17 protein-coding genes are annotated in these 20,307 nt (G+C 48.1%); 13 read left to right on the top strand and 4 right to left on the bottom strand.

What is annotated here, in order from left to right; all coding sequences use genetic code 11:
• Positions 1-272: 272 nt before the first annotated feature.
• Positions 273-3,092, top strand: a complete 2,820-nt coding sequence (locus HP552_RS17935; protein WP_175396776.1) for a glycoside hydrolase family 3 C-terminal domain-containing protein — start codon at positions 273-275, stop codon at positions 3,090-3,092.
• A 92-nt stretch (positions 3,093-3,184) separates the two neighbouring features.
• On the opposite strand, the gene HP552_RS17930 is transcribed toward HP552_RS17935, so the two are convergent.
• The 3 genes from HP552_RS17930 to HP552_RS17920 form a co-directional block, all read right to left on the bottom strand.
• Positions 3,185-4,024, bottom strand: coding sequence for a methyl-accepting chemotaxis protein (locus HP552_RS17930; RefSeq protein WP_175396775.1), 840 nt, complete (start codon positions 4,022-4,024; stop codon positions 3,185-3,187).
• Between the two features lie 245 nt (positions 4,025-4,269).
• Positions 4,270-4,779 carry an anaerobic ribonucleoside-triphosphate reductase activating protein gene (gene nrdG, locus HP552_RS17925; protein WP_175396774.1) on the bottom strand — a complete coding sequence of 170 codons (510 nt, stop codon included), beginning with the start codon at positions 4,777-4,779 and terminating at the stop codon, positions 4,270-4,272.
• Positions 4,776-6,737: an anaerobic ribonucleoside triphosphate reductase gene (locus tag HP552_RS17920; RefSeq protein WP_175396773.1), complete on the bottom strand. Its 1,962-nt coding sequence runs from the start codon at positions 6,735-6,737 to the stop codon at positions 4,776-4,778. Before HP552_RS17920 ends, nrdG begins: the two co-directional genes overlap by 4 nt.
• Before the next feature lie 378 nt (positions 6,738-7,115).
• Between HP552_RS17920 and HP552_RS17915 the strand changes: the two genes are divergently transcribed.
• A complete protein-coding gene (locus HP552_RS17915; protein ID WP_175396772.1) occupies positions 7,116-8,753 on the top strand; it encodes an ATP-binding response regulator in 1,638 nt (545 codons plus the stop codon).
• A gap of 189 nt (positions 8,754-8,942) precedes the next feature.
• Positions 8,943-9,881 (top strand): aldo/keto reductase family protein, encoded by a 939-nt coding sequence (locus HP552_RS17910; protein ID WP_175396771.1) that lies wholly within the window; start codon positions 8,943-8,945, stop codon positions 9,879-9,881.
• A gap of 90 nt (positions 9,882-9,971) precedes the next feature.
• Here the strand turns inward: HP552_RS17910 and HP552_RS17905 are convergent, their stop codons facing one another.
• Entirely contained in the window at positions 9,972-11,108 is a 1,137-nt protein-coding gene (locus tag HP552_RS17905) for a GGDEF domain-containing protein (RefSeq protein ID WP_175396770.1), read from the bottom strand.
• Between the two features lie 274 nt (positions 11,109-11,382).
• Between HP552_RS17905 and HP552_RS17900 the strand changes: the two genes are divergently transcribed.
• The 10 genes from HP552_RS17900 to HP552_RS17855 all read left to right on the top strand — a co-directional run bounded on the left by HP552_RS17900 (position 11,383) and on the right by HP552_RS17855 (position 20,197).
• On the top strand, positions 11,383-11,778 hold the full coding sequence (locus HP552_RS17900) for a Fur family transcriptional regulator (protein WP_175396769.1): 396 nt from the start codon (positions 11,383-11,385) through the stop codon (positions 11,776-11,778).
• Positions 11,754-12,560 (top strand): winged helix-turn-helix domain-containing protein, encoded by an 807-nt coding sequence (locus HP552_RS17895; protein WP_175396768.1) that lies wholly within the window; start codon positions 11,754-11,756, stop codon positions 12,558-12,560. The genes HP552_RS17900 and HP552_RS17895 overlap by 25 nt, the downstream gene beginning before the upstream one ends.
• Positions 12,561-12,795: 235 nt before the next feature.
• Complete coding sequence (locus HP552_RS17890) at positions 12,796-14,259, top strand: catalase (protein ID WP_175396767.1); 1,464 nt, start codon at positions 12,796-12,798, stop codon at positions 14,257-14,259.
• 246 nt (positions 14,260-14,505) lie between these two features.
• Complete coding sequence (locus HP552_RS17885; protein WP_175396766.1) at positions 14,506-14,922, top strand: BlaI/MecI/CopY family transcriptional regulator; 417 nt, start codon at positions 14,506-14,508, stop codon at positions 14,920-14,922.
• Between the two features lies 1 nt (position 14,923).
• On the top strand, positions 14,924-15,784 hold the full coding sequence (locus tag HP552_RS17880; RefSeq protein ID WP_175396765.1) for a M56 family metallopeptidase: 861 nt from the start codon (positions 14,924-14,926) through the stop codon (positions 15,782-15,784).
• A gap of 39 nt (positions 15,785-15,823) precedes the next feature.
• The gene (locus HP552_RS17875) at positions 15,824-16,237 is read left to right on the top strand and encodes a DoxX family protein (RefSeq protein WP_175396764.1); all 414 of its coding nucleotides are present in this window, start codon (positions 15,824-15,826) and stop codon (positions 16,235-16,237) included.
• A gap of 269 nt (positions 16,238-16,506) precedes the next feature.
• A complete protein-coding gene (locus tag HP552_RS17870) occupies positions 16,507-17,460 on the top strand; it encodes an ABC transporter permease (RefSeq protein ID WP_175396763.1) in 954 nt (317 codons plus the stop codon).
• A 2-nt stretch (positions 17,461-17,462) separates the two neighbouring features.
• On the top strand, positions 17,463-18,425 hold the full coding sequence (locus tag HP552_RS17865; protein WP_175396762.1) for an iron chelate uptake ABC transporter family permease subunit: 963 nt from the start codon (positions 17,463-17,465) through the stop codon (positions 18,423-18,425).
• Entirely contained in the window at positions 18,419-19,177 is a 759-nt protein-coding gene (locus tag HP552_RS17860) for an iron ABC transporter ATP-binding protein (RefSeq protein WP_175396761.1), read from the top strand. Before HP552_RS17865 ends, HP552_RS17860 begins: the two co-directional genes overlap by 7 nt.
• Before the next feature lie 33 nt (positions 19,178-19,210).
• Positions 19,211-20,197 (top strand): siderophore ABC transporter substrate-binding protein, encoded by a 987-nt coding sequence (locus tag HP552_RS17855; protein ID WP_175396760.1) that lies wholly within the window; start codon positions 19,211-19,213, stop codon positions 20,195-20,197.
• Positions 20,198-20,307: the final 110 nt, after the last annotated feature.

Below are 20,307 nucleotides of genomic sequence, written 5' to 3'. Positions count from 1 at the left end.
ATCCGATGCAGACTTTACAGACTAATGTTCACATTTTCCTGTATAGAACCCCTGTTTTTTTTGCTGAACATGCTTTATGATAAGGTTATCGAAACCGTTTTAGTAAATGGAGATAAGAACATAATATGACTCTTTAAAATGTTGATTTGGCAAGGTTTTTTGCCTGTATGAGAAGAGTATTGGTGTGTTGAAATGGACAGAGTATATTACATTTTATGTATTCGCTATCATCGACAAATAAACGATCACAAGCCCAAAGGAGATTCCAACCCATGACCAATCAAACCAAATATCCATTTCAGGATACAACGCTCGAACTGGACACAAGAGTGAAAGACCTTGTATCCCGTCTGACCGAAGATGAGAAAATCGAATCCATGCTGCAATATCAGCCAGCCGTAGAGCGTCTGGGCATTGCTGCATATAAACACGGAACGGAAGCCGCTCACGGCCTGGCCTGGCTTGGCGAAGCTACATCCTTCCCGCAGCCCGTAGGATTGGCATGCACATGGGATGCGGAACTCATGGAAGAAATCGGCTCCGTCATTGGGGACGAGGCACGAGTGTTTTACAAACGGAATCCGGCTGTCAACGGTCTCACGCTGTGGGCACCTACGGTGGATATGGAACGTGATCCGCGTTGGGGCCGGAATGAAGAGGCTTATGGTGAAGATCCCGAACTGACCGCGGAGCTTACAACTGCGCTCGTCAAAGGGATTCAGGGAGATCATCCGAAGTACTACAAGGCCGTTGCGACATTGAAGCATTTTCTTGCCAACAATAATGAAGTCGACCGCGGAAGCGGCTCATCCAGCATTGATCCGCGCAACATGCGCGAATATTATCTGAAAGCCTTCGAGAAGCCTTTTAAGGAAGGCGGCGCGCAGTCCATGATGACCGCGTATAACTCCATTAACGGAACGCCTGCACTGCTGCATCCATTCGTTAACGAGATTGTCAAAGGCGAATGGGGTATGGACGGTTTCGTTGTCAGCGATGCGGGTGATGTAATGGGGATCAAAAATGACCATAAGTATTATGACTCTCATACACCGGGTACCGTGGAATCGGTAAAAGCGGGAATCGACAGCATTACGGATGATGCTGATCTGTCCAAGCAAGCGCTCCGTGAAGGTCTGGAACAAGGAACGCTTACCATGGAAGATATCGATCTGGCGTTGTTTAATACGTTCCGTGTACGTTTCCGCCTGGGTGAGTTTGATCCGGCTGAAGGCAATCCGTATGCGTCCATTGGCGAAGAAGCGATGATGACAGAGAAGGCGAAGGCATTGTCCCTCAGAGCAGCAAGAGAACAGGTTGTTTTGCTCAAGAATGACAAAGGCACACTTCCGCTGGATAAAACAAAATCAGGCAAAGTGGCCGTTATTGGTCAGCTTGGCGGCACGGTCTATCGTGACTGGTACGCAGGCACCATGCCGTACAGTGTATCCCCGCTTGAAGCGATTAGCGGCAAAATAGGCAGCGACAAGGTTGCATTCAAGGATGGAAATGACCGGATTACGCTGACCTCGGTAGCAAACGGAAAAGCAGTTGGGCTGTCTGAAGCTGAGAAATCACCTGTCATTGCTTCGGGAGAGGCAGAGACGTTTACGCTGACAGACTGGGGCTTCGGAAGTTACACGCTCCAGGCAGAAAGTAACGGCAAATATTTGACGACAGATGAAGAAACGGTAACGGCTTCAGCAGATGAAGTGTACGGCTGGTTCGTCAAGGAAGTATTCCACCTGCTTCCGCAGGAAGACGGCAGTGTGGGCCTGACGACTTGGAATGGCAAAACGGTTACTGCGCCAAATGGCGGTAACGATGCATTCGCTGTGTCCGAAGAGTTGAAGTCTTTTGGAGTCACGGAGACATTTAAAAAGGATATTGTTGTGAACGGACTGGATGAAGCCGTAGCAGCAGCCAAGGAAGCCGAAACGGCGATTGTATTTGTAGGTAATAACCCGCTTGTGAACGGGAAGGAAGAGATCGACCGTCCAAGTCTGGATCTGGCTGAATCCCAACAGCGTCTGGTTGAGGCTGTATATGCTGCGAATCCGAATACCATTGTTGTTATTGTGGGCAGTTATCCGTTCACATCCAATTGGGTTCAAGAGAACATCCCGGCTGTATTGTACACTTCCCATGCGGGACAGGAGCTGGGTAACGCTGTGGCCGATGTGCTCTACGGAGATTACGCGCCAGCAGGCCGTTTGAACATGACGTGGGTACAATCGGCTGATCAATTAACGGATATCAAGGACTACGATATTATTCAATCCGGGCGTACGTATCAGTATTTTGAAGGCAATGTTCTGTATCCATTCGGACATGGATTAACGTATGCTCCGTTCAAATACAGTAACCTGGAGTTAAATCCTGGCCAAGCTGGAACCGAAGGAACGGTTAAAGTATCAGTTGACGTAACAAACAACGGAACCATTGCCAGTGATGAAGTGGTGCAGTTATATGTACGTGCCGGCAAATCCCGAGTGAAACGTCCGCTCAAAACGTTAAAAGGATTCCGTCGTCTCCATGTGGAAGCGGGAGCCACAGTGAAAGTGAGCTTCAACCTGCCGGTACAGGAACTGGCTATCTGGGATGTGACCCGGGATCGTTATGTGGTTGAAGCAGGAACATATTCCATCATGGTCGGCAAATCGTCATCCGATATTCAACTGGTTGCCGATCTGACGGTCGATGGGGAAACCATCCCTGCTCGTAATCTGAGCGTGGTAACACGTGCTGAGAATTATGACGCCTATTTCGGTGTGGATCTGGATGAGAGCAAAGAAGGGGGTACCTCTGTCCGTGTGATTGGCGAACAGGGATGGATTGCCTTCAAGGATGCAGATCTGGGCAGCCATGCAGCTGTCATTGAGGCACGTGTATCGGCTGAACAGGAAGGTGCAGTGCTCGAAGTGCGTCTGGATGCAGCGGATGGTACACTGGCAGGACGTGTCGACATTGCACAGAGCGGTGCGCAGCAATGGTCAACGGTCAAGGCTGACCTTCAAGGTGCAGCAGGTCAACGTGACATATACCTAGTATTGTCTGCGGGTGTACGTGTAAGCCATTTTGAGATCCGCTAAACCAACAGGCAGTACCAGCAACGATCAACATGAAAAAAGCCTCCGAGTAGATTCGGGGGCTTTTATGTTTGAACATCGTACGTATTTGCCGTTTATCTGCCATCAAACGTAATCAGTTTGTGCACAAACTGTTTTAGTTGCTGGCTGGTGTCATTCAGCTGTTCAATGGTACTCATGAAATTGGTAACCAATTCTGCCTGTTCCTGCGAGCTGGCGGTAATCTCCCCAAGCTCATTCTCCATCATATGAATGGATTGCCGGACAGCGAGGAGGGACTCCTCAATTTGGGTGGTTGCTTCTTTGGTGTCCACGGACAGTTTGCGGATTTCCTTGGCAACGACGCCGAATCCTGCACCCGCTTCACCTACACGAGCCGCCTCGATGGCCGCATTCAGCCCTAGCAGATTGGTTTGTTCCGAGATTTCTCGAATGAAGCTGGCTACCTGAGTGACGTTCCCTGATTTCTGCACAGCTTCTCTGGAATTATTCCGGATTTCTTCTGTGGTGGCACTCAGTTCTTCGGAGTGTGCAGCCACATGCTGGACACTGTCAATGAGCTGGTTGGTCAGCTGCTCGGTCGCCTCCATGAGCTGTTGTAACTGTGCCTGATCATCCATGCTGTAGAGCAGATTGAAGATGGCGATGACTTCACCCTGTTCATTTTTGATCGGAAGGTAGGACACATCAAACGGAACACCGAACAATTCTTTGGGATAATGATCAAATTGTTTCTCCGTACTGCCTTTCAGATCGGCAAAATCACGATTGGCTTCAAGCAGAGGGTCCCCCGCTTTGAATTCCAATTGCTTTAACGACTCTCCTGCAGAAAAGTATAGGAATTTTTCGCGATCAATAATGGAAAGGGTTACATCCTGACGTATGGTATCGCGGAAAAACGGCATGCATGTAATTAATGCTTGAATAATATCCATAACTGGGTCATAGCCTCCTGAAATGTATAATATAGAAAAGTGTTAAGGTTTATTTTAGTAACCACCTATATATTATATCGACATGTAATCAAGATCTGAGTAGCAAAAAAGAAAAAATATTCCCGTTCAAAATAGACACGAATCCAGGATCCGTGTCTTTTGAATGGAAATGTAAGGTTCGATGATACTGTGGATATGAGGTCAGAGTAGAATATCATCTTCATTTAATGGAAAGAAAACAACTGTCACAATGCATCCATCTCGAGTGTAACAATCCTATTTTCCCTTAACGTTGCCTGCACATCAACCAATCGCTGATTGCGGCTGCCCCGAAAAGGTAAAGACACATCACGCTCAGCGGCCACATAAGGGCCGTCTATAATGACATCGCACAGTCCCGCCAGCTCCGCCCGTACAGGATCAGCAACAAGCTCTTCATAGAGAAATCCCGTATACGCCCACACTGTCCGATCAGGGCACGCTGCGCGAAAACGGCGAACCAAGGGGATGCATTGCTCAGCCGAGAAAAAAGGATCGCCTCCGCATAGCGTAATCCCGTCCAGTAGGGGGTGGGCAGTGACTTCACGTAAAATCTGCTGCTGCCGTTCCTCGGTAAACTGCTCCCCTGACCGGAAACTCCATGAATCCGGACTGAAGCACCCCGGACAGGCGTGGCGGCAACCGCTGATAAAGATGACAGCTCGCAAACCGGGACCTTCATTCACGGACTCGGGAATATAACCGTACAGATTCACTTATGTTTCACCCGGTCCCGGACTTCAGCTTGCTTCGCGGAATTGAAACGCACCTTGTAATCGCCGGTAAGATAACCGGTGACCCGGCGCAATCGCTGAAAGTGTACATGGTTTTCATGTGCTTCACAACCTGGGCACACATCTCCGATGACACCCTCATACCCACACGAAGGACAGCGGTCAATGGGGTGATTAATGGAGAAGTAACCGATATCCTGTGCCAGTGCATATTGTACAATGCGTTGGAAGGCGCTGGTATTGGCCCGTACGTTTCCATCCAGTTCAACATAGGAAATGGCTCCGGCATTGCACAGCGTATGGAAGGGCGCCTCCAATTCAATTTTGCGATAGGCTGGCAGTGTGTAATAGACCGGGATGTGAAACGAGTTCGTATAGTATTCACGGTCAGTGACCCCTGGAATGAAGCCATACCGCTCACGATCAATCTTGGTAAATTTGCCGGACAGCCCCTCCGCTGGCGTGGCGAACAATGTAACATTCAGGTTATGCTGTTCACTCATTCGGTCACAGAATTCGCGCATGGTGCGGATGACGTTCAGCCCTTCACGGTGTATATGGGGATCCTGTCCATGATGCCGGCCATACAGGGCGGTCATGCATTCGGCAAGCCCAATGAAACCAATGGACAATGTGCCATGCTTCAACAGTTCAGCCACAGGCTCATCCGGTGCGAGCTGCTCGCCGCCTTCCCACACACCTTCTCTCATCATGAAATCGGATGCCTTGGCAGGCTGTGCTGTTTGAATGCGATAGCGGTGCAGCAGTCCGGAAGCCGCACGGTCCATCACCACTTCCAGTGCTTCATAGAATCCCGTGCGGTCCGCGACAGCCCGTGCCCCCTGGCAGATGCCATAACAAATGCCAAGCTTGACCAGATTGATGGTGTTAAACGACAGGTTGCCCTTACCGCTCTGACGATTTCGTCCGAAACGATCGGCCAGTGTGCGTGTCCGGCATCCCATGGTAGCAATGATGGTATCCGGATCCTCCGGGCGGTAGTAAGGCAGGTTGAATGATGCATCCACGTTGACAAAGTTGGGATACATGCGCCGGGAAGAACAGGTTACGGCAAGGCGAAACAAGTCATAGTTCGGCTCCCCTTGCGCCTGGTTGATTCCCTGTTTGCACTGGAAGATATGCTGTGGAAACACAGGGGTTTCCCCGCCACCGAGGCCGCGGATGGTTGCCTCCAGCAGAGAACGGGATACGAGCCTTCCCTCGGCAGAAGTACATAGTCCATAGTTCAGGGAGGTAAAGGGAATCTGTCCGCCTGCCCGGCTGCTCATGGTGTTCAGGTTATGAATCAGGGATTCGGCAGCCTGTCCAGTCTCAAGCTCTGTCTCTTCACAAGCGAAATCGTAAGCACGTGGGCACGCTTCCCGTGCCTCAAGGCTATCCAAATGCAGCTGCTCATCACCGATTAGTGCATGTTCTCCAAGCAGCCGCTGACCCTTACGATAATGCTTGCGGAAGGATCGCTGTACATAAGGAGCAAGATCCCAGTCGATTTTGTTGGCGGAGACCCCGCCGTATTGGCTATTTTGCTGCGATTGAAAAATAATGGCGACCAGTGCCATGGCTGACATAATGGTCTGTGGCGTACGCACGGAACCATTTCCCGTATTAAATCCGGAGGCCAGCAGGCGATCAAACGGAATAAAGATACAATTGGTCGTTCCGAGCGCATACTGATCCAGATCGTGGACATAGAGATCACCGTCTTCCACAGACGCAGCAAGCTCATCCGGGAGCACATGACGCAGAGCATGCCACTTGGCCGTTTCCGAGCCGAGCCTGCTCATTTTGCCGCTGAACGAATCGCCGTTGAGGTTGGCGTTCTCCCTCAGTGTATCCGCGTCTTCTGCGCCAATAATTCGTCTTCCCAGGTCGGATAGTAGATCGGATGCCGATGGAGTGGCATACTCAAGCATGTTCATATCAGGTTCCTCCTAAATGATTTGTTTATGGTTTGAATTCAATTAGATACTATATGTAGTTTTACATTATCCATTTATAAACTATATATGGATTTTAGGGTGTGATGATCATCACACCGCTACACTCTCCAGACTGAAGTTAACCGGTATTGATGAATAAAGGTTTTCAAAGTGAATGGGGAAGCGTATAATTTCTATTTATGCTGTGCAGGGGATGAGCGTGTTTACGCTATGATTCTCTTAGACATCTGTGGTGGTAAACATATATGTACATGTTGTGACAATGGATTAAGAAGAAGATTCGACCTTCATATACAGGACAGATTCATTTTTTGATATGGGAATGTAGAACTGCAGCTAAGACTTGAGGGGTGAATCATGGGAACGGTAGGCATGACTAGAGGTTTCTTTGAAAACATACAGGAAGCTGCGTCTCACATCGTGGACGTGTTAAGTGGGGTATTGAAGGTTAATACGATCTTCGTAGCCACCAATGATGGGATGACTAATGTCATTCTTGAAGCATTTAATCGCAGGGAAGAATGGGTCGTCAGAGGCAGCGAACTCCCATTTGAGTCCTCTTACTGCAGTCTGGTACTGCAAGATCCAACACATCATCTGACGATTACGGATACTGCCGCACATCCGCTAACTTGTTCAATGGGTGTAACGAGGGAGCTGGGTAATCGTTTTTTTGTAGGCATCCCCATTATGCGGCGTTCGGGTGAGACATTTGGTACGATTTGTATAATGGATGATCCAGACTATGTGATCAGTGAAGCTGATATGAAAACGTTGAACGCGATGGCCGTGTTTCTTGGGTATGTCGTTGATTTGGAGAGCAATCTGCTCCTGCAGAAACAAAAGCTGAATGACACGGAGCAGCTGAAGCACCAGTTGCAGATCGAGAAGGAACGTGCAGAGTCGGAAGCGATGACGAAGACACAGATGATTGCACTCATGAGCCACGAGATTCGCAACCCGCTCAACGGCATTCTTGGGTTAACCGATCTGATGCGCACACCGGATATGCCTGACGAACATGTGGAGTATGTGAACATGATCGAGACAAGCGGCAACATTCTGCTGTCCCTGCTAAATAATATAATGAACTTCAACATTAATGATACGGGTAAAACGGTAGTCCAGGACGATCCCTTTGATTTGGTTTCCACCATTGAGAATACCGTTTATTTGCATGTTGCTCAGGCCATGGACAAGGGAATTGAACTTGGTTTGAACCTGGAAATGAATATATCTCAGGTGTTCGTGGGAGACGAGGCCAAGATCGGCCAACTGCTCGCAAATGTGCTGAAATACGCCATTGATTCAACCCGTGCAGGTTCTGTACTGGTTAGAGCTCTTGTGGACGGTAATGATTTGGATGAGGTGGGTACTTTATTGCTCCATGTCAAATACACTGGGCGGATGTTGACGTCGGACAAAAATTTGCAGGCATTCAATACGCTGGATGGAAAGTTCAGCATCCAGAAGCTTGTGGGTACTAATCTCGGTTTGGCCGTCAGCCAAAATCTTGCCATTCTGATGCATGGTCATATTGAGGTAAACAGCTTGGGAGAAGAGGAAACAGAATTCCAAATCAGGCTGCCGCTGATCAGACACTGGGAACTTCCGCAGCTTGCAAGCATTCAGCAGCGATTGAAAGGCAAGAGGGTTCTGCTTGTCAAAGCACCCGACATCTTGCAGGGGGTATCTTCCCTCATGCGCAGATGGCAGATGGATGTTCACATGACTTCAGACTCGGAGCAGGCACATCAATGGATGGATGAGGGACTTGAGCCTGACGTTGCCGTGATCGATATGGGATTACACCAAGCGCATGCTGTCAAGTTAGTGCACGAATTGAAGAGCAGCGCAAAACAACTCCCGATCATCATTCTGGTTCCGTACGGATTGCATATCGATCCGCATGAGGCGGGAATCGTTGATGCTGTTTTGACCAAGCCGGTGAGACAGTTGGATTTATTAAACGCGCTGAGCGCAATATTGCATTGAGCATAATAAGATTACATGGCGCACCTGAGCAGGTGCGTTTTTTATTGCTGGTGGGAAGAGGCACCCCGAACAATTCAATTTACTAAATTACCATTTTCTTCGTCAAAGTCCTTTTCATCCACGCTGGTTACGTTACAATAGAAAAGTAACGATCATAACTACATAACCATAGAGGAGGATGTGCATTCAATGGAATACCGCAGATTGGGTGGAAGCGGACTGAAAGTAAGCGAGATCAGCTTGGGCAGCTGGCTGACGTACGGAGGGTATGTGGAGCGTGAAAATGCGGTGAAGTCGATTGAAGCCGCATTCGATGAAGGCATCAACTTTTTTGATACAGCGAATGTATATGAGCGTGGTGCGGCAGAAGAACTGCTCGGGCAGACTTTGAAAGCGTATTCCCGTGACTCCTATGTTCTCGCAACCAAAGTATTTGGCAAAATGGGAGACGGTCCGAATGACCAGGGCTTATCCCGCAAACATATTAAGGAGCAATGTGATGCCAGCTTGAAGCGTTTAGGCGTGGAGTATGTGGACATCTATTATTGCCATCGTTATCATAACGAAACACCAATTGAAGAAACGCTGCGGGCACTGGATGATCTGGTTCGTCAGGGCAAGGTGCTGTACGTAGGGGTGAGTCAATGGACAGCCGCTCAGATGGAAGCTGCCTTGGGTACCGCCGATCGTCTTCTCCTGGATCATATCGTGGTCAATCAGCCGGTGTATAACATGTTCGACCGTTATATTGAGAATGAGATTATTCCGCTGGGTGAACGCAAAGGGATTGGACAAGTTGTCTATTCTCCACTTGCACAAGGTCTGTTAACGGGTAAGTATACCTCGGTCTCGGATATCCCGGAGAACTCCCGTGCAGCGAAGCTGGGCTGGGACGAAGGGAAAATCAATGCAGACAAAATCGGGAAAGTACGCCAATTGATTGAAGTAGCGGACAAACTTGATCTGAAGGTGGGACAACTGGCCCTTGCCTGGATTCTGCGTCAGAACAATGTGTCCAGTGCACTTGTAGGCGCAAGCCGTCCCGAGCAGGTGAAGGAGAACGCTGCTGCATCGGGTGTAAAACTGGATGCCGCCATCGTCGAAGAAATCGAGCAAATCCTTTCCTAATCGGATAGTCGAGAAATCCTCAAGGTTTATTGCATATCGAAATGAAGAAAAGGGATGCCCCGTTGGCCAGAAGAAGGCTTGGGGCATCCCTTATTCAATCATGTCAGAGCAAACGTTTCCCGGCAAACACAGCGGGCCGCTTCGGAATGGCGCATACCGGTTTCGGCCGGTATTTTTGGCTTCATATAGTGCACGGTCAGCCTGTTCGAAGAAGTCAGCGTCATCCCGCTCATCACAATGATCCGGGAAGACAGCCACCCCGATGGAAATGGTCAGGCGAATCGTCGTGCCGTCAGGCAGAGCAAAGAGATACTTTTCGACAGACTGCCGAATCGATTCAGCGATCGCGAGGGCCTGGTGACTTCCGCAATCCAGCAGCAGAATGGCAAATTCCTCGCCTCCGTTCCGTGAGACGATGTCAGCTGATCGTGAATGCTCAATAAGCAATTGTCCAAGCTGCTTCAAGACAGCATCACCAGAGCTGTGGCCGTACGTGTCATTCACCTTTTTGAACCGATCAATATCAATGACCAGCAGGGATAGTTTCTGTTTGCTTTCCCTGGCTCGCTCCAGCTGCAGTTCCAGTGATTTCTCAAATTGCCGGCGATTGCTGAGATTGGTGAGGTGGTCTGTGGATGCCCTTCGTTCCAGCAGAAATAACATTTCATTCGATTTATTAATAAATTCTGCAATAAAATAAATAAAGATCCCACCAACAAAAGAAATGGTCATCTGTAACGGATATATTTTCATTAATGAATTCATACTGCTGGTATTCAGCACCAAAATCACAAAAATCAGTGTTATGCCGAGCAGGTTCATAGTAATAATTTTGGTTAATCTTGACCAGGAAGCGTACGCAAAATATACCCCCGACAGCCCGATGAGCGTCATAACGAAGGCGGCATCAATCGCTGCGGACGATAAACCAAACATGACTACACGCAGAATCGAGATGACAAGTCCGGCAATGACCGAGGCCAGTCCCCCCAAATAAACTGCTGCTGTAACGATCGCAAGATGGCGTAGATCCACAATGGTGTCGTCATTCAGAGGGAAAGAATAGTTCATCAGCACAGTGCCATAGACACCAAACAGGATACCGCCAATCAACTGCACACGCAGTGAAGGAAACGGGACACGAATATTATAGTATTTGGCGATAATTCCGGATATGTACATGAATGTGATCATGACACAAACATTAATAAAGAACGTGCTTAACAATGAACAGCCCCCCTTTAACGCACATTAGTATAGTTTATCTGAAAAAGAGTGCAGTAGCGAACCATATTATGGCAAATATGAAAGTTGATTGCTGGAAATGGATCATTATTAATATAACTTATTTGTTCATAGAGCTGATGTTGACTTCATTATACATTAAGATTTATACTTAATCTAAATCAAAATTGATTTTCATGTTTCTAGGGACCATAGCGATCAGTGGATGCTATGTCATTGTATATAATTTTGAATGGATTAATAAAGGAGAATTGCCGTGAGAACTCTAAATCTGACGATACAAAGACAGGCCGTTTACGATGTAGTGCGCCACTCGGAAGACCATCCGACTGCCGCAGACGTGATGAACCGTCTGGTTGAGCAAGGATATAATTTGGCCTATGGCACCGTGTATAATTCGCTGCGTTATTTAACGGACAAGGAATTGATCCGGGAGCTTAAGCTCGGTGAGACTGCAAGCCGATACGATGCCCGCATGGATGATCACCAGCACATTATGTGTGAAGTCTGTGGCAAAGTGGATGAGGTTATGACAGAGGTTCCTGTCGATTGGATGCAGCAGGTGGCCGAGGAAACCGGATATGCAATTGATCATGCTCATGTGGTCTTTGGAGGTGTCTGCGGGGAATGCAAAAACAAACGGATCAAGTAAAAATCAGGATGTCTGATCGCCGTTTGCCGCTGCGGGTCAAGCCAGCTCTCGCTGATTCAGCTCCCTTTGTGGAGGCTTGTCCTGTTACGCGGCGTGTCATTCTGATTAGTCCAATGCCGGGCCAGGTTCATGAGCTGGTCAAAGCGTTGACGGACAGCTGCTTCGATGTATTGGTGTTCCATCGCTGGGAACCGGATCTTCATGAACGCTTGGTATTTGATCTGCTGATCTATGATCTGTCTGTGGCTGGAACGATTGATGCGTTCGCGGGGATCAGCAGCCGGTTAAACCGGGAGGCAGAGCATGTGGCGCCATGTCTTTATCTGGTGGGCGAGAATATGATCGGCAGTGCCAGCGGACCGATGCTTCAGGAGGAACTGCTGGTTTGGCCGGCACGTCCGCAGGAGGCACTGTACCGGGTACAGCGTATGATTGGCAATAGTCCGGTTACACCGAAACGTGGTTTTTTGCCTGAGGAAGGACAACGTATCGGGTTCAAGGATCTGTGGCTGGACCGTGAACGTATGAGTGTGCAGCGGGATAACAACCGGATTCATCTGACCAAGACCGAATACGATTTGCTGCTCAAACTGATTGATGCCAAAGGAGCTGTAATTTCCCGGGAGGAAATGCTCAGCGACATATGGGAGACTGATTTTACGGGTGGAAGCAATGTGGTTGATGTTCATATCAAAAGCTTGCGCAAAAAGCTTGGCGATAACGCGGCTTCCCCGCAATATATTGTAACTGTAAGAGGAGTGGGCTACCGCCTGGCGGATTAGTCCGCTTTTTTTTATTTTCAGCAGGTTTTGTTATTAACGTATGTTCATCCTTCATTCATGAAACGACTGGGAAACTCATTATAACCTCATGAGAACCTCATGCAGGCTCTATATTGGACATGTTAGAATCATTTTAACAGTTAGATCAAGTCTAAATGTATATTTAAAGCAATGACGAATATGATTTAAATAGTATATACAGCAGGCATGAGACCATCATGAGGAGGATTCAGATATGACAGAACGTATGACAACCAACCAGGGAGCACCTGTGGGTGACAACCAAAATTCCCGCACAGCAGGCAGAAGAGGACCAACCTTGCTTGAGGATTATCATCTGATCGAGAAGATCGCCCATTTTGACCGTGAACGTATTCCGGAACGGGTAGTGCATGCCAGAGGTGCTGGTGCACATGGTGTATTCACACTGGAGAAGAGCATGAAGGAGTTTACCAAAGCGGACTTCCTGCAGGAGCCAGGAACGGAGACGCCAGTATTGGTTCGGTTCTCCACGGTTATTCACGGAACGGGTTCACCAGAGACTGCGCGTGATCCACGCGGGTTTGCGGTCAAACTGTACACCAGAGAAGGCAACTATGATATTGTGGGTAACCACCTGCCTGTATTCTTCATCCGTGATGCGATGAAATTTCCGGATATGGTACATTCCCTGAAACCTGCGCCAGATACCAATATTCAGGACCCTGCACGGTACTGGGATTTCATGACCCTCTCACCTGAATCCACACATATGATGACCTGGCTGTTCTCCGATTTGGGTACACCCGCTAACTACCGTGAGATGGATGGATTCGGCGTGCACGCCTTCAAATGGATTAACGCCCAAGGCGAGATCCATTATGTGAAGTATAAATGGGAATCTGCGCAGGGAGTACGCGGTTTCTCTCGGCAGGAAGCGTCAGAAGTTCAAGGACAGGACTTTAACCACGCTACCCGGGATCTGCATGACCACATCAAAAACGGCCAATACCCGCAATGGAAGCTGCAGGTGCAGCTCCTGAAGCCGGAGCATATGGATGATTTCTCTTTTGATCCGCTTGATCCGACCAAAACCTGGCCTGAAGATATCATTCCGTTCCAGACGGTAGGGACCATGACGCTGAATCGCAATCCGCAAAATTTCTTCGCTGAAGTAGAGCAGGCAGCCTTCTCACCAAGTGCTTTGGTACCGGGAATAGAGCCATCCGAGGATAAACTGCTGCAAGGACGTCTGTTCTCCTATCCGGATACACAGCGTCACAGACTTGGGCCGAACTATCTGCAGATTCCAGTTAACTGCCCATACGCGCCGGTTCGCAACCATCAGCGTGATGGACTCATGAATGTGAATCAGGACCCGTCTCCAGTGAACTATGAACCGAACAGTTCCTCCAGCAGTCCGCAGGAAGATCCGGCATACCGGGACACTCAGATCCCACTGCAGGGGCATGTTACACGAGAGAAAATCGAGAAAACCGATGATTACACCCAGGCAGGAGAATTGTTCCGTTCATTTACGGCAGAAGAACAGAACAATTTGCTTGATAATCTGATTAACGACCTGAAGGGCGTGCCGGCACAGACACAGATGCGTGCATTATGCCACTTCTTCCAAGCTGATGGACAGTTTGGCGGACGTTTGGCTCGTGGACTTGGTGTAGATATTTCGGCATATATGCCATCGGCAGACCGTAAATAAGAGCCATTATTAATATTTCTCATACAGAGTAACAAATACAGCGATGGCAAAAGGCTGGACAGGACTGCAGAAATTGCAGAACTGCCCAGCCTTTTGCTTTTTTTGCATTCAAGCAGGGTGTACTATTCTCCAATGAAATTCAGAAATGGAAAACAAATTTACAAATCATTTACAATAAATACCTGACATAGAGGTTGACTTCTCGTTTGTTGGCACTACAATGGGTAGTGTGAGGGGTGTCTGAACATGAAAATACACAATTTTAAAGTGGGTGAGCGTGGGCTGAATCGTTTTTTTGGTCCGCTGGAAGCGAAAATAATGGATATATTATGGGCGCGTCCAGGCAGCAGCATTCGCGAAGTGCAAACCGCACTTGAACAAGAACGAGATGTTAATTTCAATACGGTCATGACGGTCATGAACCGGCTCGTAGATAAGGGGTTGCTTTGCAAGACACAGAAGGGCCGGACGTCACTGTATCACCCGGTACAGAGCAAGGAGGAGTTTATGAACGACCAATCGAAAGAACTGTCACATGAACTGGTAGACGAGTTCGGAGCACTGGCAGTGAGCCATATGCTGGATGCACTGGACGAAGCCGATGCAGGGTTGATCGAACGTCTGGAGCAGAAGATCAAACAATGGAAAAAGGATAGCGACTGATATGTGGAAGGCCCGCTCGAAGCTGTTGTTTACTGTCGGGTTTGGCATTCCGCTGCTGGTGTTTATGCAGATGTTCATGTACACGATGTACAAAATATTCGGTTGGGATATTCCCTTTAATCTGCTCTGGCTGTGCAATCATTGGATGAGCCGGCTGGGCTGGTTATCGGTAGGCCATTTTCTGATGCTGCTGGTAGCACTGACGTTTGGAGGAACAGGTTGGCTGTTCATGCATCGCATGATGAAGACAAGGGCTGCCGTAAGAAAGCTCCGTTCGATCGAGAACTCGGCTATGTCGGGAGAAATGGAGGCCAAGTACCGTCATCTCAAGCAACCGGCATTCATCGTTGTGGACAAGCATTCACCGATTGCTTTTACGATTGGTTTATGGAAACCTTCGATCGTACTTTCAACGGGATTGCTGGACATGCTCGATGCTGAAGAGGAAGCGGCAGTTGTCTATCATGAAGTTCATCATTTGTGGCACCGTGATCCACTCAAGACAACTTTGCTTTCGGTCTTTGCGATCATGATGCCGTACATTCCCGTATTGAAGCATACTTCGAAGCAATATCATATTGTCAGAGAAATCCTGGCTGATAATGAAGCGATTGAGCGTACGGGGAATGCAGCGGGCATTGGCAGTGCCTTGCTCAAACTGATCCGTGCTTGTCCAGAACCATGGCGGGTACGGGAAATGGCTGTGCAATCCTCATTTGCCGATACTTCGGTAAATGTACGTATCTCCCGTCTGCTCGATCCGGAGCAGGACGTTGCGCTCGCCCTGCCGTGGTTTGCCATTGTAATGTCTGCAACGGTGTTTCTGATGATGTCTGTTTTGTTTGTCTGGTCGATCGGATAATTCTGATGTGTTGAACTTAATACCAAGGAGGAGATGAACATGAATAGTCGGAGTGTAGAGATTGGCCTGTTTTTCTCAAGAATTATGATTGGACTAATTTTTGTATTGCATGGTTGGAGCAAATTCGAAGGTGGAATTAGTGGGACAGTCGGTTTTTTCGAAAGTATTGGCATTCCCGGTTTTCTTGCCTCGGTGGTAGCTATTATTGAGCTGGCCGGAGGGGCAGCGATGATTTTGGGGCTGGGAACACGCGTATTTGCTGCGTTGTTTATAGTGGTGATGGCTGGTGTTCTGCTCACCGCCAAAGTAGGTCAGCCATTTATGAGCGGGACAGAGTTTGATTACCTTCTGCTGGTCGGTTCGTTGACCTTGCTGTTCACAGGCAGCCGCTTTCTGGCAGTTGACCAGTTTTTCGCCAGACAGGGCTCGGTTAGTCGTAATGCGAGTGCATGACACAGGTTACTGTTTGTGATTAGCGGAAATGAACGACATGGGCCTTCCATAACGGAAGGCCTATTTCCTTATATCTATTTAGTCATGCCGAATATATCTTTCGGGTTGTTTCACGAAACCCCAAAAATTGCGAAGCTCAACCAGGTTGACATCTGGAAATTAATATAGATATAATTCAAATTAATTGATAATGAATATCAATATCATATGCTGAGAGATAAGAGCAATTACGTTGTTTTACGGCTATCGGTGAGGGGATTATTAGAGAGATGAAGTTAGGTTACATGTTAATCGCACTGGCTGTTCTGTCTATCGTATACATATTTATCGGGAATTCGGACATTTCGCCCCTGGATATATTCCACTTGACCCCAATCCAGCTGCAGGTATTGCAAGTCAGCCGTTTTCCCCGCTTGATCAGCATTCTGGTCGCTGGCGTCAGTATGAGCGTCATTGGTCTGATTATGCAGCAGCTGACACGCAACCGGTTTGTTTCGCCTACAACGGCAGGCACCATGGATTCAGCCCGATTGGGCATCCTGGTGACGTTGATGTGGTTTCCCGGGGCATCCCCTCTGCAAAAAATGCTGGTCGCCTTCGCCTTTGCGCTGGCGGGTACGCTGATTTTTATGCGGATCCTTGAGAAGGTCAAGTTCAAGGATACGATCTACATCGCCCTTCTGGGTCTGATGTTCGGCAACATCGTTAGCTCGGTCACGACTTTTTTTGCTTACAAAAACGATCTGATCCAGAACATGTCTTCCTGGCTGCAGGGTGATTTCTCCACGATTATGAAGGGGCGGTATGAACTGATCTATATCAGTATTCCGCTTCTGATTATCGTCTATCTCTTCGCCAACCGGTTTACACTGGCGGGTATGGGGGAAGACTTCTCGACCAACCTGGGGTTGGCCTACCGGAGAGTGGTTAACCTCGGGTTGATTTTGGTGGCCATGGTTTCTGCCGTCGTCATTATCACCGTAGGCACCATTCCGTTTTTGGGCCTGGTCGTACCGAATATCGTTACGCTGTATAAGGGGGACAACCTGCGGGATACGCTGCCTCATACGGCAGTGCTGGGCGCCATATTTGTTCTGGTCTGTGACATTTTGGGGCAGTTGATCATTTATCCGTACCAGTTGTCCATCAGTTTGACAGTGGGAGTCGTGGGCAGTGTGCTGTTTCTGTATTTACTGCTTCGAAGAAAGGCATATGGGTCATGAGAATGAAATATACAGCAAATACTTTAAAATTTGGCATTTTGATCGCAGCGGCAGTGGTTCTGATCGGTGTATTTATGGTCATTCAATCTGGAGGCAATTGGGATTACATCCTGCCGCGCCGAGGGAAAAAAATTCTGGCCATCGTGCTCACCGGAGCATGTATTGCATACTCAACCGCCATTTTCCAGACGATAACCAACAATCGGATTCTTACACCCGGCATTATGGGGCTTGACTCCCTGTATATGTTGTTCCAGACCTTTGCCGTGTTTGTGTTTGGAAGCAGTCACATCAGCTTTGTGAATAAAAATCTTAACTTTGCGGTGTCCGTCCTGTTAATGACTCTGTTTGCACTGCTTCTTCATCAATTTATGTTCAAACGAGAACGTGGGCGCAATATCTATCTGCTGCTGCTCGTGGGTCTGATTCTGGGAACATTGTTCCAGAGCCTGTCCTCCTTCATGGAGGTGCTGATTGATCCGAATGAGTTTCTTATCCTTCAGGGCAAGATGTTTGCCAGCTTCAACAATGTAAATACCGATCTGTTGATCATTTCCATGGCAGCCATCTTCCTGATCTTGCTGTATGCACAGAAATTTACCAAGTACCTTGATGTACTGGCACTTGGGAAGGATCACGCAGTGAACCTTGGTGTCGATTATCACTACATTGTCAAACGGCTGCTGCTGGTTGTCATGGTCCTGGTGTCCATCTCCACCGCGCTTGTAGGTCCGATCATGTTCCTGGGATTGCTGGTCGTGAATCTGGCTCATCAGGTATTCCGGTCACATCGGCATGTCGTGCTGATCTGGGGCTCGGTTATCATCTCCGTCGTTGCCTTGGTAGGTGGACAGCTGGTGGTGGAGCGGGTCTTCACCTTCTCCACCACCGTAAGTGTCATTATCAATTTTATAGGCGGTGTGTATTTCATCTATTTACTGCTAAAGGAGAATAAGTCGTGGTAGAAGTCAGAAATGTCTCAAAACAATACGGCGGCGTCCGGGTAGTGGATGACGTATCACTGAATATTGCCAAAGGAAAGATCACTTCATTTATCGGGCCGAATGGTGCCGGCAAAAGCACGCTGTTATCCATGATTACGAGACTGATCAGCAAAGACACAGGCCAGGTTCTGATTGAAGGCCGGGAAATCGAAGGCTGGAAGAGCAAGGAATTGTCCAAAAAGATTTCGGTACTCAAACAATCCAACCATATTAATATCAGGTTGACGGTAGAGGATCTCGTGGCCTTTGGGCGTTTCCCTTATTCACAAGGAAGGCTTACACCAGAGGATCACCAGTGGATTCAGGAAGCCATCGATTATATGGAGCTCGGGCCGTTCCGCAAAAAGTTTTTGGATGAGCTCAGTGGTGGACAGCGGCAGCGGGCGTACATCGCCATGGTTATTGCACAGAACACTGAATATATCCTGCTGGATGAACCACTGAACAATCTGGATATGAAACATTCCGTGCAGATTATGAAAGTGCTGCGCAAAATGGTGGACGAGCTGGGCAAAACGATTGTGATCGTCATTCATGACATCAATTTTGCATCATGTTACTCCGATTATATTGTCGCGCTCAAGGAAGGCCGGGTCGTGCAGGAAGGTAAAACGGAGGACATCATTGATACGGATGTATTGCAGCAGGTGTATGACATGCACATCCCGGTGCAGTGGATTGATGGGCGTAAGATTTGTGTGTATTTTGCGTGAAATAAACCAATATAGAGTGAGAGGTGTCTGTTTATGAAAAAGGGTTGGTTGTTTACATTGTTGGTTGTATTGTCCGTTGTTCTGGCAGCATGTGGGGGAACTAAAACAGCAGAGAATACGGGCGAAAGTACGGGTACGGGTTCGGAGGCGAATGCTGCCGCGGAGCAATCCAGTGAGGAGATCGTTATTAAACATCAATTGGGCGAGACAACAGTGAAAAAGAACCCGCAAAAAGTGGTTGTGTTTGACTATGGTGTACTCGATTCCCTGGATCAGCTGGGGGTAGAAGTTGCCGGGGTTCCTCAAGAGGGCATTCCTCCATATCTGGAAAAGTATAATGATGCCAAGTACACCAATGTCGGTGGATTGAAAGAGGCTGATTTTGAAAAAGTAAATGCCATGAGTCCTGACCTGATCATCATCTCGGGTCGTCTGTCGGATTCATATGAAGAATTGAGTGAGATTGCACCTACCATTTATATGGCGGTCGATACTGAAGACTACATGAATTCACTGACGAGTAACGTGAAGACACTTGGTGAGATTTTCGGCAAGGAAGCAGAAGCAGAGCAACAACTGGCTTCCATTGAATCGTCTGCCAAAGCGTTGAAAGATAAAGTAACGGCTGCAGGGAAAAACGCACTGATTGTTCTGACAAACGAAGGCAAACTGAGTGCATATGGCGCAGGTTCACGATTTGGTGTGATCCATGATGTATTTGGATTTACACCGGCAGATGCGAATATTGAAGTGTCCACGCATGGACAGAGCGTTTCCTTTGAATACGTGATGGAGACGAATCCGGATTACCTGTTCGTAGTAGACCGCAGTGCAGTGGTAGCCGGTCAAGGTGAAGCAGCCCCAGCCAAGCAGGTGATCGAGAACGATCTGGTTAAAAATACGACGGCTTACAAAGAAGGACATATTGTGTACCTTGACCCGAATTACTGGTACTTGTCCGGCGGCGGTCTGGAGTCCATTCAGGAAATGATTAAGGAAGTGGACGCAAGCGTCAATTAAATGGAATGAAACTCAGCAACATATGGAATTGGGAAAAGAAGATCTCTGCAAATGCAGAGATCTTTTTTTGTTTTCCTGAAGTGGGAAGGCTGCATGGATTTTTGCAAATT

Origin of the sequence: Paenibacillus xylanilyticus, assembly GCF_013359935.1 — a bacterium.
In the GTDB taxonomy this organism is placed as follows: Bacteria; Bacillota; Bacilli; order Paenibacillales; family Paenibacillaceae; genus Paenibacillus; species Paenibacillus xylanilyticus.
The sequence above is the reverse complement of the archived record's forward strand: the minus strand, read 5'-3'. Positions and strand labels throughout refer to the sequence as shown.